Source organism: Flavobacterium magnum (genome assembly GCF_003055625.1).
GTDB classification, from domain to species: domain Bacteria; phylum Bacteroidota; class Bacteroidia; order Flavobacteriales; family Flavobacteriaceae; genus Flavobacterium; species Flavobacterium magnum.
Genome location: NZ_CP028811.1, coordinates 2720601 through 2734495, shown reverse-complemented (window position 1 = coordinate 2734495; position 13895 = coordinate 2720601). Strand labels below are relative to the sequence as shown.

General features: G+C 47.5%; 10 protein-coding genes and 3 tRNA genes. 6 read left to right on the top strand and 7 right to left on the bottom strand.

Annotation, left to right across the window (positions count from 1 at the left end):
* Positions 1-76: 76 nt before the first annotated feature.
* Positions 77-2623 (bottom strand): ATP-dependent Clp protease ATP-binding subunit, encoded by a 2547-nt coding sequence (locus HYN48_RS11585; protein WP_108371884.1) that lies wholly within the window; start codon positions 2621-2623, stop codon positions 77-79.
* A gap of 259 nt (positions 2624-2882) precedes the next feature.
* Between HYN48_RS11585 and gyrA the strand changes: the two genes are divergently transcribed.
* Both gyrA and HYN48_RS11575 read left to right on the top strand, forming a co-directional pair.
* On the top strand, positions 2883-5462 hold the full coding sequence (gyrA, locus tag HYN48_RS11580) for a DNA gyrase subunit A (protein ID WP_108371882.1): 2580 nt from the start codon (positions 2883-2885) through the stop codon (positions 5460-5462).
* Between the two features lie 18 nt (positions 5463-5480).
* Positions 5481-6752: a hypothetical protein gene (locus HYN48_RS11575; RefSeq protein ID WP_146171769.1), complete on the top strand. Its 1272-nt coding sequence runs from the start codon at positions 5481-5483 to the stop codon at positions 6750-6752.
* A gap of 47 nt (positions 6753-6799) precedes the next feature.
* Here HYN48_RS11575 and HYN48_RS11570 read toward each other — a convergent pair whose 3' ends face one another.
* Together HYN48_RS11570 and HYN48_RS11565 are read right to left on the bottom strand one after the other, a co-directional pair.
* On the bottom strand, positions 6800-7561 hold the full coding sequence (locus HYN48_RS11570) for a C40 family peptidase (protein WP_108373601.1): 762 nt from the start codon (positions 7559-7561) through the stop codon (positions 6800-6802).
* Between the two features lie 215 nt (positions 7562-7776).
* A complete protein-coding gene (locus HYN48_RS11565; RefSeq protein ID WP_108371877.1) occupies positions 7777-8955 on the bottom strand; it encodes an acetyl-CoA C-acyltransferase in 1179 nt (392 codons plus the stop codon).
* Between the two features lie 326 nt (positions 8956-9281).
* On the opposite strand from HYN48_RS11565, the gene HYN48_RS11560 reads away from it, so the two are divergent.
* From HYN48_RS11560 to HYN48_RS11545, 4 genes are all read left to right on the top strand, one after another.
* A tRNA-Ser gene (locus HYN48_RS11560) sits at positions 9282-9365 on the top strand.
* An 11-nt stretch (positions 9366-9376) separates the two neighbouring features.
* Positions 9377-9454, top strand: a tRNA-Pro gene (locus HYN48_RS11555).
* A gap of 228 nt (positions 9455-9682) precedes the next feature.
* Positions 9683-9756 (top strand) — tRNA-Arg (locus HYN48_RS11550).
* 44 nt (positions 9757-9800) lie between these two features.
* On the top strand, positions 9801-10412 hold the full coding sequence (locus HYN48_RS11545; RefSeq protein ID WP_108371875.1) for a M15 family metallopeptidase: 612 nt from the start codon (positions 9801-9803) through the stop codon (positions 10410-10412).
* Here HYN48_RS11545 and HYN48_RS11540 read toward each other — a convergent pair.
* From HYN48_RS11540 to HYN48_RS11525, 4 genes are read right to left on the bottom strand one after another with little or no spacing between them, the layout of a single operon-like run.
* Positions 10409-10978, bottom strand: coding sequence for a hypothetical protein (locus tag HYN48_RS11540; protein ID WP_108371872.1), 570 nt, complete (start codon positions 10976-10978; stop codon positions 10409-10411). The genes HYN48_RS11545 and HYN48_RS11540 overlap by 4 nt on opposite strands.
* Positions 10975-12159: a THUMP-like domain-containing protein gene (locus HYN48_RS11535; protein ID WP_108371870.1), complete on the bottom strand. Its 1185-nt coding sequence runs from the start codon at positions 12157-12159 to the stop codon at positions 10975-10977. Before HYN48_RS11535 ends, HYN48_RS11540 begins: the two co-directional genes overlap by 4 nt.
* Before the next feature lie 2 nt (positions 12160-12161).
* The gene (locus HYN48_RS11530; protein WP_108371868.1) at positions 12162-13253 is read right to left on the bottom strand and encodes an AI-2E family transporter; all 1092 of its coding nucleotides are present in this window, start codon (positions 13251-13253) and stop codon (positions 12162-12164) included.
* Between the two features lies 1 nt (position 13254).
* A complete protein-coding gene (locus tag HYN48_RS11525) occupies positions 13255-13893 on the bottom strand; it encodes a DUF4159 domain-containing protein (protein WP_108373598.1) in 639 nt (212 codons plus the stop codon).
* Positions 13894-13895 lie beyond the last annotated feature (2 nt).

Sequence of the window (13895 nt, the reverse complement as noted above, 5' to 3'; positions counted from 1 at the left end):
GTATGCTGAATCGATAATTATAAAAAGAAAAACCCCTGAAATTTATCCAGGGGTTTGAAAATTATAACACATTATTTTAGTTTGTAGGCTCTTCGGCTTTCTGAACCTTAACAGTGAGTTCCTGAGCGGTATCGTCTTCAAGATCCATGTAAATCTCGTCACCGTTTCCAATTTTTGACGTAATGATCTCTTCCGCCAAAGCGTCTTCGACATACTTCTGAATGGCTCTTTTCAAAGGCCTCGCACCGAATTGCTTGTCAAAACCTTTATCTGCAATGAATGCTTTGGCCCTGTCCGACAGGTTCAGTTTGTAACCCAGATCGGCAATCCTGGCATACAGTTTCCTGAGCTCGATTTCAATAATCTGGTCGATATCGTGTTTTTCAAGCGGGTTGAAGACAATCACATCATCAATCCGGTTAAGGAACTCGGGCGCAAATGATTTTTTCAAAGCGTTTTCAATTACGCTTTTCGAATGTTCATCAGCCTGCGAAATCTTCGCTGAAGTGCCAAAACCAACGCCCTGACCGAAGTCTTTCAATTGTCTGGCTCCGATGTTCGAAGTCATTATGATAATCGTATTCTTGAAATCAATTTTGCGACCAAGGCTGTCCGTTAAATAACCGTCATCCAGAACCTGGAGCATCATATTGAACACATCGGGGTGTGCCTTTTCAATCTCGTCCAAGAGCACAACGCAATACGGTTTACGTCTCACCTTTTCAGTAAGCTGACCGCCTTCTTCGTATCCAACATACCCCGGAGGCGCACCAACCAACCTGGAGATGGCGAATTTCTCCATGTATTCACTCATGTCGATGCGAACCAACGCATCTTCTGAATCGAATAATTCTTTAGCCAGGACTTTCGCCAACTGCGTCTTACCAACACCGGTTTGCCCCAGGAAAATGAATGACCCGATAGGACGATTAGGATCCTTCAATCCGGCGCGGTTTCTTTGGATCGATCGCGCGATTTTAAGCACCGCGTCATTCTGTCCAATCACTTTATTTGTAATGAGTTCCGGAAGCTTGGCTAATTTATTACTTTCAGTCTGTGCGATCCGGTTCACGGGGATTCCGGTCATCATCGAAACCACGTCGGCAACGTTGTCCTCAGTCACCTGGATGCGGTTGCTTTTGGACTCCTCTTCCCATTGCTCCTGTGCGATGGCAAGGTCTTTTTCGATTCGCTTCTCATCATCGCGCAGCTTGGCGGCCTCTTCATATTTCTGTTTTTTGACGACGTTGTTCTTCAGCTCACGCACTTCCTCCAATTGGCGCTCGAGGTCCAGAATTTGTTTAGGGACATCGATATTGGTGATGTGCACGCGCGAACCGGCTTCATCCATTGCGTCGATGGCTTTGTCCGGAAGGAAACGCTCAGACATGTACCTGTTGGTCAATTTTACGCATGCTTCAATAGCTTCCGGCGTATAAGTGACATTATGGTGGTCCTCATACTTGTTCTTGACGTTGTTCAGGATCGTAATAGTCTCCTCAACAGAGGTCGGTTCTACGATGACCTTCTGGAATCGCCTTTCGAGCGCACCATCTTTTTCAATGTATTGACGGTACTCGTCAAGCGTCGTGGCACCGATACATTGAATTTCGCCTCTCGCCAGCGCAGGCTTGAACATGTTCGAAGCATCCAGTGAACCTGTTGCGCCGCCGGCGCCCACGATGGTGTGGATCTCATCAATGAATAAGATAATGTCGTCATTCTTTTCGAGTTCGTTCATCACGGCTTTCATCCGTTCCTCAAACTGCCCGCGGTATTTTGTACCCGCAACCAGGCTGGCCAAATCAAGCGTCACCACACGCTTGTTGAAAAGGATGCGGGACACTTTTTTCTGGATAATGCGCAAAGCGAGCCCTTCAGCGATGGCCGATTTACCCACGCCGGGTTCGCCGATCAGCAGCGGGTTGTTTTTCTTGCGACGGCTCAGGATTTGGGAAACCCTTTCGATTTCCTTCTCGCGTCCTACAACAGGATCTAGCTTGCCTTCTTCGGCCATTTCCGTTAAATCCCTTCCGAAATTGTCCAACACGGGCGTTTTCGATTTCTTGTTGGACTTATTGGCGGGATTGTTGAAACTGCCTTCTTTTAGGCTGTCATCTTGTCCTGAATCGTCATTGTAGGATTCGTTCTTTGGCAAATTGTCTAAAAATTCTTCTTCGTTTGGCGTCATATTTAAATATTGTTCTTTGGCTGTATCATAATCGATTTTCATCTTGTTCAACAGCTTGGTTGTAGGGTCATTTTCGTTTCGCAGTATGCATAATAAAAGATGTGCGGTACTGATGGAAGAACTCTGGAAAACTTTTGCCTCAAGGAACGTCGTCTTTAAAGCGCGCTCCGCCTGACGCGTCAGGTGCAGGTTTTTCTTTTCGTTACTGACTTCAACTGCCGGACTCGCAGGGCTCAGGATTTCGACTTTGCGTCGCAAATGCTCAAGATCGACAGACAGGTTGTTGAGTATATTGATCGCTTTTCCGTTTCCGTCACGCAGGATGCCAAGCATCAGGTGCTCGGTCCCGATAAAATCGTGACCCAGGCGCAGTGCTTCCTCCTTACTGTAAGTAATGACATCTTTTACTCTTGGTGAAAAATTATCATCCATAATAAATAAGATTGTTATTGTAAATTTAATGAATATCTGCTGCAATTACAAAAACCATACCGCAACGGACGCTGTCAGCTAAGTGACAAAAAAATATCGGAAAATAAAAGTTAAACCCCAATCAACTTATCAACCGATACCGTTGCGCTGTTTGTTAATAAATCAGCCAAATTTCTGTATTGATATATACGGGGAATAACCCGAAAAGGTTATATTAGCGGGATTTTTTAATTATATAATTTTAAACCAAAATAATAGTATGTCTGACGGAGAAAGGTTAATTCCGATTAACATTGAAGACGAAATGAAGTCAGCTTACATCGATTATTCGATGTCGGTTATTGTATCAAGGGCGCTGCCTGATGTAAGGGATGGTTTGAAGCCCGTACACCGCCGCGTGCTTTTCGGAATGTACGAACTGGGTGTTTTATCAAACCGTGCCCACAAAAAATCCGCGAGGATCGTGGGAGAAGTTCTGGGTAAGTACCACCCGCACGGTGATACCTCTGTGTACGATGCAATGGTGCGTATGGCCCAGGAATGGAGCCTGCGTTACCTGCTCGTCGACGGACAGGGTAACTTCGGTTCAGTCGATGGAGACAGCCCTGCAGCGATGCGTTACACCGAGGCCAGGATGAAAAAGATTTCGGAGGAAATCATGGCCGATATCGACAAGGAAACGGTCGATTTCCAGCTAAACTTTGACGATACGCTTTATGAGCCAAAAGTAATGCCGACCAAAGTGCCGAACCTTCTGGTAAATGGTGCTTCCGGAATTGCGGTTGGAATGGCCACAAATATGCCGCCCCACAACCTGACGGAGGTGATTGACGGTACGTTGGCTTATATTGACAACAATGACATTGAAGTTGACGAGTTGATGCATCACATCAAGGCGCCTGACTTCCCGACTGGCGGTGTGATTTATGGTTATGAAGGCGTACGGGAGGCGTTCAAGACCGGACGTGGCAGGATTGTGATGCGCGCCAAAGTGAATTTTGAGGAAGTCGAAGGCCGTGAATCGATTATCGTTACGGAAATTCCTTACCAGGTCAACAAGGCCGAAATGATCAAGAAAACAGCCGATCTGGTCAACGAGAAAAAAATTGACGGCATTGCCAACATCCGTGACGAATCAGACCGGAACGGGATGCGCATCGTGTACATCCTGAAGCGTGACGCGGTACCGAATGTCGTCCTGAATACTTTATATAAATACACGCAGCTTCAATCTTCTTTCAGCGTAAACAATATCGCGCTGGTCAGCGGAAGACCTCAGATGCTGAATTTGAAAGACCTGATCCACTATTTCGTAGAGCACCGCCATGATGTGGTGGTCCGCCGTACGCAGTTTGACTTGCGCAAAGCGGAAGAACGGGCACACATCCTCGAAGGGCTGATCATCGCTTCGGACAATATAGACGAAGTGATTGCGATTATACGAGGCTCCGCCAATACCGATCAGGCACGGGAAAGGTTGATGGAACGTTTCAGCCTGTCTGACATACAGTCGAAAGCGATAGTCGAAATGCGTCTGCGCCAGCTGACCGGACTCGAGCAGGACAAATTGCGTGCAGAGTACGAGGAAATCATGAAGCTGATCGAACGCTTGAAAGCATTATTGGCCAGCAAAGAGCTTCGTATGGAGCTCATCAAGGAAGAACTGGCCGAAATCCGCGATAAATATGGTGATGAGCGCCGCTCCCAAATCGAATATTCCGGTGGTGACGTAAGTATCGAAGACCTGATTGCCGATGAAAATGTCGTGATTACGATTTCGCATGCGGGCTACATCAAACGTACGCCGCTTTCCGAATACAAAACACAGAACCGCGGTGGTGTAGGGCAGAAGAGTGCCGGCACACGCGACCAGGATTTTCTCGAACACATGTATGTGGCGACCAACCACCAGTACATGCTGTTCTTCACGCAAAAAGGGAAATGCTTCTGGATGCGTGTATACGAAATTCCGGAAGGCAGCAAAACCAGTAAAGGGCGTGCAATACAGAATCTGATCAATATTGAGAATGACGACAAAGTCAAGGCTTTTATCTGTACGCAGGACCTCAAAGACCAGAATTACATCAACAACCATTACCTGATTATGGTCACTAAGCAGGGTCAGGTGAAAAAAACGTCGCTCGAGCAATATTCGAGGCCAAGGGTAAACGGTGTCGCGGCGATCACCATTCGTGAGGACGACGAATTGCTCGAAGCCAAACTGACCAATGGCGAAAGCCAGGTACTGGTAGCTGTCAAGTCCGGGAAACTCGTGAGGTTTGAGGAAAGCAAGACCCGTCCGATGGGAAGGACTGCGTCGGGTGTACGTGGTATTACACTGCAGGATGAAAACGATGAAGTGATCGGTATGGTAACCGTAAACGATATGAACAGCGAAATCCTTGTGGTGGCTGAAAACGGTTACGGAAAACGCTCCAGCCTTGAAGAGTACCGCGTGACAAACCGCGGCGGAAAAGGGGTAAAAACCCTGAACATTACAGAAAAAACCGGCAAATTGGTATCCATCAACAGCGTTACCGATGCCGATGACCTGATGATCATCAACAAATCCGGCCTGACCATCAGGATGGCCGTTGAGGACCTGAGGGTGATGGGACGTGCCACTCAGGGTGTGAGGCTGATTAACATCAAAGGAAACGATTCCATCGCCGCAGTTACCAAAGTCATGAAAGAAGATGAGGAAGAAGCCCTTGAAGGTGCTGTGGAAGAGGCGGCAGCAGAAGGCAGGCCATTGGAAACCACGGACTCCACTTCTGAAATCAGTGACGAGGATAATGCCGGTCCGGTTTCGGATGTAGAAATCGATACTGAAGAATAATAATTAAAATGAATTTATATGAAAACTAAATTTGTAATAATGGCGTCCGCGTTGCTGTTTTCAGCCGGATCTTTTGCACAGAAGGACCAGTTGAAGGCTGCAGAAAAGGCAGTCAAGAGTGGTGACATGGCAGGCGCCCAGAACAACCTGGCTCAGGCAGAAGCCTTACTGGCCAATGATGATGACCGCGCGCAGTTTTTCTATATTAAAGGAAACGTTTACGCCGAATTGGCCAAGAGGGGCGTTGAATCATCAAAAAATTACGCAGAAGCGCTTAAAAGCTACCAATCACTCAACGAGGTGGAGAAAAAAAGCGGGAAATCAAAGTACAGCAAGCAGGCAGAAGCCGCGCAACTTGTGATTACCAATGCGATGAAAAATGACGCGTATAAAGATTACGCCGCGGGAAAATACAAGGAATCTTCCCAAAAGTATTACCAACTTTACCAATTGGACAAGACCCAGACAGACTATCTGTTTAACGCGTCGAGCGCGGCCCTGAATTCCAACGACAATGATCTCGCACTGCCGTTGCTGATGGAACTCAGACAAATTAATTATACAGGTGAAGGAACCAGTTACATTGCGGTGTCAAAGCTTACCGGGAAGGAAGAAGGATTCATCAACAAAGAATCCCGTGACAATGCCGTAAAAGGGGGTACGTATGAAAAACCGACCGATGAGAAAAACCTGTCCAAAAGGCCGGGCATCCTCAGGAGCATCGCCATCATCCAGATGAAGAAAGGCGTGCTGAATGACGAGGTCAAGGCCATTATCGCTGAAGCGGAAGCGGCAAACCCGACGGACACTTCGATTATGTTAGATGAGGCGGCGCTATACTACACCAACAAGGATGAGGAAACCTATAAAAAAATCATTTCTAAAATCCTTGAGAAAGACCCGAGCAATGCACAATTGATTTTCAACATGGGTGTTGTAAGCTACAAAAACAAGGATTTTGTAAGTGCTGAGAAATTCTATAACAGGGTTATGGAACTCAAGCCGGATTTTCCCTCAGTTAACTTCAATATGGCAGCACTTAAGTTGGATGTGTCTGACAAGTTGCTTAATCAAATGAACCAATTAGGGAATTCTGCGGCTGACAATAAAAAGTATGATGAGCTGAAGAAGCAACGCGACGCAGTCTTGGCCGAATCAGTTGCTTACCTTGAAAAACACCTGAAGCAAGACCCTAACGACAACGAGGCCAAAAGATCCCTTGTCAGCGTCTACAATGCGCTTGACATGCTCGATAAGGCAAAGGCACTTAAAGCCACGATAAAAGAATAACGGCGTGCAAACGCAATAAAAAAGCCTGCTATCAAAGCAGGCTTTTTTTATATCACTTTCTTGATGACCCGGAGCTTATGCGTGTGCCTGTTGGTTTCTGCATTGTAAATCCCGAGATGGTCAAGCCGGTCAATACGGACTTTTCCGCTGGCATGTATGATGTAGTTGTCTTTCATGATGATGCCCACATGGATGATGTTGCCCTCCTCATTGTCAAAAAAGGCGAGGTCACCCGGTTCGCTTTCCTCGATGAAACTCAGCGCATCACCCTGCGTCGCCTGTTGCGAGGCATCCCGCAGCAACTTGTAGCCATTGAGCTTGTATACCATTTGGGTGAATCCTGAGCAATCAATGCCAAAAGGCGTCTTGCCGCCCCACAGGTACGGCGCATGCAGGTAAAGGAAAGCGGTGTTCACCAGTTCAGATTTGGGCTTCAGGCCGCTGGTCCGCAAGCCCTCAAAAACAAATTCCGGCGTATTGATTCCGGTATGGTTCAGGAATGACAATGACGCACCCAACGGCACCGGCATCAGCAGGTTATCCCCTGAGGTGACATATTCGATCAGGTCAGCGTTCATCACCAGCGCATCTTCACAAAGCTGGGCATAATCCCCGGCCAGTACGGGTTGGTACTGTTTTACATCAATCCATCCTTCGTAACCGTCAAAATGGAGCCTGACTTTCGCCCATTGCTTTTGAACTTCCAGCACTTCGAAATGCTCGCCAAACAATACCTGCGACACAATTTCGCTGCGGTCGCTCGCCTCAGCACGTAATGGAATGATGGCCAGATTGCAGATTCCGTACATTAAGTAATCAATTTTGGTGTTGGCTTCCAAATGTCCGAAAATCATTCGGCATTTTAAAACTTCCGTTCAATATTTGGATATTTTTCTGGAGCTTTATCCCGCTGTCCGCTGTATCTTTTGTTTTTTTTCAAAAAACAAAAGGATGCCGCTTCCATCGGGGCTAAACACAGCGTCCCGAGAATTTCGGGACGCCTGTAGCAGATCATTCGCGTTGCTTAATTTCTTTCAATCACAATCGCCGATGCGCCGCCGCCGCCGTTACAAATGGCTGCCGCCCCAAGGCGTGCATTGTGCTGTTCCAGGACATTGATCAGTGTGATTATGATGCGCACGCCCGAGGCACCCAGCGGATGCCCAAGCGATACCGCGCCACCATTGACATTGACCTTATCGTTATCCAAACCAAGGATTTTGGCGTTTGCAAGTCCCACCACTGAAAACGCTTCGTTGAATTCAAAGAAATCGACGTCAGCGAGCGCGATGCCAGCCTTGTCCAACGCTTTCGGCAACGCTTTAGCAGGAGCCGTGGTAAACCATTTGGGTTCCTGGGCCGCGTCGGCATAGCCTTTGATATACGCCAAGGGCTTTAGTCCTAACGACATGGCTTTTTCCTCACTCATCAGAATCACGGCACCTGCACCGTCGTTGATGGTTGACGCGTTTGCAGCCGTCACCGTACCCTCTTTGGTAAATGCAGGGTTCAACGATGGGATCTTATCGAGTTTAACATTGGTATACTCTTCGTCTTTTGTGACCATGACCGGTTCACCGCGGCGTTGCGGCACGGCAACAGGAATAACCTCATTATCAAATTTACCCGCGTCCCAGGCTTTCGCCGAGCGCTCGTAAGATTGGATGGCGAACGCATCCTGGTCCTCCCTTGAAAAGCCGTACTCCGTCGCGCACAAATCAGCGCAGACGCCCATCGCGTTATTGTCATATGCATCCGTCAGGCCGTCTTTCTGCATGCCGTCGATCATGGTTGCAGGGCCGAACTTCACGCCGCTCCGCAAATGCATATAGTGCGGAATCATACTCATGTTTTCCATACCGCCGGCGACCACAACCTCGGCATCGCCAGCCATAATGGCCTGTGCGCCCTGCATCACGGCTTTCATACCCGAAGCGCAAACCTTATTGACCGTCGTGGCGATGACACTGTTCGGCAACCCTGCGTACAGTGCCGCCTGGCGCGCCGGAGCCTGCCCTGTGCCGGCTTGCACGACATGACCCATGATCACCTCGTCAACGAGGGTCGGATCCAGTTTGATCTTATCCAAAGCGCCCCTGATCGCCGCGGCGCCCAAATGTGGTGCGGATACAGTCGATAAGGCGCCCATAAAACTTCCGATTGGGGTCCTTGCAGCAGCAACAATTACAACTTTTTTATTCATGATATGGAATTTTTTTATTTACGTTGCGAATTTAATAAATTATCATAAACAAAACCTCCCTGTTTTAAGGATATTGAATCCGGGAGCCTGATATTGTGACGAGGCTGCCGGATCTAAAGTGCAAGCCAAGATGGTCGGTTTGGCGGTAAATGCCGCTGTATTAAACGCTGCAAAAATGAATTGGAAATCTTTATATGTTTGATTACTAAATGCTTCAATACCGGAGCGAAAAAAAATGCAAAAAAACTCCGCATTTCCTTGTAAAATAAATAACGAAGGCTTAGATTTGCAACCGCTTTGAACAAAAAGCGCGTTCTTAAAAAACAGGAGAGGTGCCGGAGTGGTAACGGAGCAGATTGCTAATCTGTCGACGTGCAAACGTCGCCAGGGTTCGAGTCCCTGTCTCTCCGCTTGTTTTTTTCGGGGTGTAGCGTAGCCCGGTTATCGCGCCTGCTTTGGGAGCAGGAGGCCGCAGGTTCGAATCCTGCCACCCCGACCATCAAAAAGCTGAACCCGCAAGGTTCAGCTTTTTTTATTCCCACTATCGGACGTGACCGTAAATTCAGCGTCGGGATGCGTGAGGGACAGCAGCGGCAGCCCGCAGCCTGCAAGGCGAGGACTATAGCGGATAGCCCGACCCAGGAGGGGCACGCCCATGCATAAAAAGAAATAAAATTACGGCTTGTACTTTCAATTTATAATCTTATATTTGCACGCTTTTAAGCAGGGTCGCATAGCTCAGCTGGATAGAGCACCTGCCTTCTAAGCAGGCGGTCGAAGGTTCGAATCCTTCTGCGATCACGAAAAACCACTGGAGACAGTGGTTTTTTTGTTATATTTCAGGCATGAAAAAATTGTTTGCCTTACTGCTGTTTTGCTGCCTGAAACTGACCGCACAGGAGAGCCCGTCGGACACCACCTTTGTCAATATCAGGGACTACAGCAGTGATTTTGTACTGGATATGAAATATGCAACTGAGGACAACTTCCTGAAGTCGGCAGTGTACGACTGTCCCGAATGCTACCTGCGCCTCAAGACCGTGAGGTCGTTGCTCAAAGCCAACAGGAAATTCCTGAAAATGGGCTATAAGATCAAACTTTTCGATTGTTACAGGCCGTTGTCGGTGCAAAGGAAAATGTGGAAAATCGTGAGCAATCCTGAGTACGTTGCGGATCCCGCCAAAGGCTCTATACACAATCGCGGCGGCGCCGTAGACATTACCCTGGTCGATCAAAACGGGATTGAGCTCGATATGGGAACGCCTTTCGACTTTTTCGGGAGGGAGGCAGCGCACGACTATCAGGATCTTTCAGACGCTGTGCTCAAAAACCGCAAAAAGCTTAAGAAAGTCATGCTCAAATGCGGTTTCAAGGCGTTTGCATCAGAGTGGTGGCATTACAATCTGGGGGGTTCGTCCGGGGACCCTTTGTCCGATTTTACATGGGATTGTCCTTAATCCTCGATGCATTTGAGGAAATTCATAAAATAGGCGGAGGGTTGGTAGGTTTTGCCCGTCAGTTCAGAGACGAGCTCTTTCCTGATGACAAAATCGCTCATTTCAGTCGCTGATTTTACGCGGAGCAGCGAAATGGGTGCGCTCTTGAGGTCTTCCATGCTGCCCTTCACAAAAAGAAAATTTCCGGAGAGGAAACGCGAATACTTATTTTCCTCCTCAATACGTACCATCGTGCCGCAGCTCTCATCGGTATCGTGGATGAGTGTAACGATTTTTCCATTTTCCAGTTGGAGGTACAGTTTTGAGTTGCTGTCAAAACAGGTCGCCTTGATGAAGTCGGCACTTTTTTGTATCGCCTGAAAGTTCAGGATCGGTGTGCCACTGCTGTTGATGAGCTTGAAAAAGATATAACTGGATTTGCCGGCAAAGTTTTTCTCGCTGATTACGTAATCTTTCGTCGTTTTATAGGTACCAAGGCTGTCGGTGAATTTTTCGGCGTAATCACAATCCTGTGCAGAAAGTTTGATGCTCAGCGCACAAAGTACGAGCAGAAGGGCGTATTTCATGGTGGGGTAATTTTGGCGCAAATTAAAACTATTTTGCGATTATCCGCGTTCGTTGTAAAAACACAATAGGTTTCACCGCCGTCTTTTATTTTCCATTTTTTGCGGATGACTTCGGCAGTTTCAGGAAAATTACGCACTGAAATATTGCATTGTCGGTTTTCAATCAGTTTTCGCATCGCCTGCTTCTCGTAAGGAATCACTCCGGTGACTTCAAACACGCGGCCGGGAAATGGCAGGATTTCATCCGCCGTGTACAGATGGGAATGCAGATGCAGTTTTGTCAGTTTAAATTTTTCGGCAATGGCATTAAATCCGCCCGATTTCATTATCGCGCTATTGGGCTCGTAGAGGTATCGTTTTGGCAATCCGATGACTGCATGGTATGCTGCGTCGGGTTTGAAACTGAAATACTGCTCGTCTGATTTGGTGAGGTTCACGGTATCTATTTCAATCTCGCCGCTATAACCCGCGGAAAGTTCCCAAAGCAGTTCGCGGACCTCATTATTGAGCGCGACAATATGGATTTTACGGACATGCCGCAATTCTGCCATCCCGGCAGACAGATCGAGCAACGGCGCGGTCTTAATCAGGATGTGGTCCGATTTTGTGAAATACAGGTCCAATAGTCGGGGTACGTCCGGACTGCAGTCCTTGAGCATAAAGACTTTGCCCTTTGTCTCATTCCGCCTCGAAGGATCAATGTAAATCCAGTCGTATTTTTGATCCGATGCCGCTAGAACACCCGCGCTGTCACCCTGCAGGCAGACAATGTTCTGCACTTGCAGCGTGGAAAGATTGTGCTTTACGATTTCGGACAGTTCGGCGTCGATCTCACAATGTACAACCGTGCCAACCTTTTTCGAGAAATAAAAATCATCAACGCCGAAACCGCCGGTAAGATCAATGAGGCTGTGGCCCGAAACCAGTCGTGCCTTGTATTCCGCGGTTCTTTCGGAGGAGGTTTGCTCAACTGAAAGCTTCGAAGGATAGATAATATTGCTCGTTTTAAACCATGTGGGAAGTTTCGCCTGCGCTTTTGTTTTTGCCGAAATCTGGTCGAGGATGTCAATCCATCGCACGTCGGGGAATGGGTTTTTAAGCAGCGCCAAAGCTTTGACATCTGAACCGACTTTTGCGTCGATGAACTCCTGGATCTCCGGGCGTAATATCGGGTGGTCCAACACTAAATATTTTTAGTCAATAGCCTGATAATTTGGTTTTCAGGCATAAATTCCTTGCCAATCACTTTAAGCATGGTATAAACCGGAACCGCTACTATCATGCCCAGTACCCCAAACAGGAAGCCGCCGATCAGGATCGCCAGAAAAATCTCGAGCGGATGCGAATTGGTACTTTTGGAAAAAATAATCGGCTGGGAGAAATTGTTATCGATGAACTGTACGACGGCAAAACCGATAACCACGTAAATGGTTTTTGGCAGGATCTCCGTCTGAAAATCCAGTCCTAAATTACTGATCATCGTCAGGATGGCCGCCAGTACCGATCCGATCAGTGGCCCGATATACGGGATGATATTGAGTACTGCGCAAAGGAACGCAATCACAAATCCGTTTTCTATGCCAAAAATCAGCAGTACAATCCAGTACATTACAAACACAATGAACAACTGCAGCAGCAGCCCGATAAAATAACGGCTCAGCAAATCGTTGATTTTGTTGAGAGAATTCAGGATTTTCTCCTCATGATTGTCAGGCAGTATTTTTTTTATTCCGATAATGAAGCTGATTTTGTCTTTCAGGAAAAAGAACGTGATGAACAGGACGGACGCGAGACCCATCCCGAAACTGCTCAACGTGCCCAAAACCGAATTCAGGAACGCAGGAATGAAGTTAAAATCCAGTTTCGACGTGATTTTTGAAATGTTGATGGTGTTTTTGCTGTCGATGCCATGAGAAATCAGGAAATGGTTGATTTTGGAAAGCAACGCGCTCACATTGGCCTCGATTTCCCTGGTGTCCAGTACCGAGAGGTTTTCGCTTTGTGAGAGCACAAGCGGGACAAACATCATAATCAACCCAACGATTATCAGCAGGAAGATAAACAGTGTCGCGGCGGTGGCCATAGTCACCGAAAATTTGAGTTTCCGCCGAAAAAAAAGCTGTATAGGATTGCCGATCAGTGTCAGGATCAGCGCTGCAATCAGGTAATAAATGACCGTCTGTATCTGCCAGATAAAGTATATGGCCGCAACGACCAACGCCAGTGTAGCAATGGCCTTGAGGATGCCGTTTGAGATTGTCCCTGACGTAATCATATTAATTGTTGAAAACGTAATTGAGGATGTTGGCGCCCATCTTCAATGCTTTCTCGCGCACTTCCTTCGGGTCGTTGTGTACTTCAGGATCCTCCCAGCCGTCGCCGAGGTCGCATTCAAAAGTATACAGGAACACGAGACGGTTTTCAATAAAAATGCCGAATGCCTGAGGACGTTTCCCATCATGTTCATGGATTTTAGGCAGGCCGGAAGGAAATGGGAAGGGTTTCTGGAAAATGGGATGGGACGCCGGTATTTCGACCAACTCCTGGTCAGGGAAGACCTTCCTTATTTCCTTACGCAGGTACTGGTCCATGCCGTAATTGTCGTCAAAATGCACAAATCCGCCCGAAAGCATGTATTTACGCAGGTTGATCACTTCCGCATCACTGAAAACGACATTACCGTGGCCGGTAGCATGTACGAAAGGATAGGAAAACAGATCCGGGCTGGACAGCTCTACTGTTGCGGGTTTGGCCTTGATCCTGGTTCGGATGTTTTGGTTGCAGAATTTAATCAGGTTCGGCAATGAGGTTGGGTTCGCATACCAATCACCGCCGCCATTGTATTTGATCAGCGCAATTTCCTGTGCAGGAACGAACAGCGGTAGCAGGAATAGAAGGCAGAAGAGTTTTTTCATAA

What these genes read in the sequence shown, in the direction of transcription:
- gyrA (WP_108371882.1), top strand. Translation starts at nt 2,883, where the DNA reads ATGTCTGACGGAGAAAGGTTAATTCCGATTAACATTGAAGACGAAATG.
- HYN48_RS11565 (WP_108371877.1), bottom strand. Translation starts at nt 8,955, where the DNA reads ATGAATAAAAAAGTTGTAATTGTTGCTGCTGCAAGGACCCCAATCGGA.
- HYN48_RS11575 (WP_146171769.1), top strand. Translation starts at nt 5,481, where the DNA reads ATGAAAACTAAATTTGTAATAATGGCGTCCGCGTTGCTGTTTTCAGCC.
- HYN48_RS11585 (WP_108371884.1), bottom strand. Translation starts at nt 2,623, where the DNA reads ATGGATGATAATTTTTCACCAAGAGTAAAAGATGTCATTACTTACAGT.
- HYN48_RS11570 (WP_108373601.1), bottom strand. Translation starts at nt 7,561, where the DNA reads ATGTACGGAATCTGCAATCTGGCCATCATTCCATTACGTGCTGAGGCG.
- HYN48_RS11540 (WP_108371872.1), bottom strand. Translation starts at nt 10,978, where the DNA reads ATGAAATACGCCCTTCTGCTCGTACTTTGTGCGCTGAGCATCAAACTT.
- HYN48_RS11545 (WP_108371875.1), top strand. Translation starts at nt 9,801, where the DNA reads ATGAAAAAATTGTTTGCCTTACTGCTGTTTTGCTGCCTGAAACTGACC.
- HYN48_RS11530 (WP_108371868.1), bottom strand. Translation starts at nt 13,253, where the DNA reads ATGATTACGTCAGGGACAATCTCAAACGGCATCCTCAAGGCCATTGCT.
- HYN48_RS11525 (WP_108373598.1), bottom strand. Translation starts at nt 13,893, where the DNA reads ATGAAAAAACTCTTCTGCCTTCTATTCCTGCTACCGCTGTTCGTTCCT.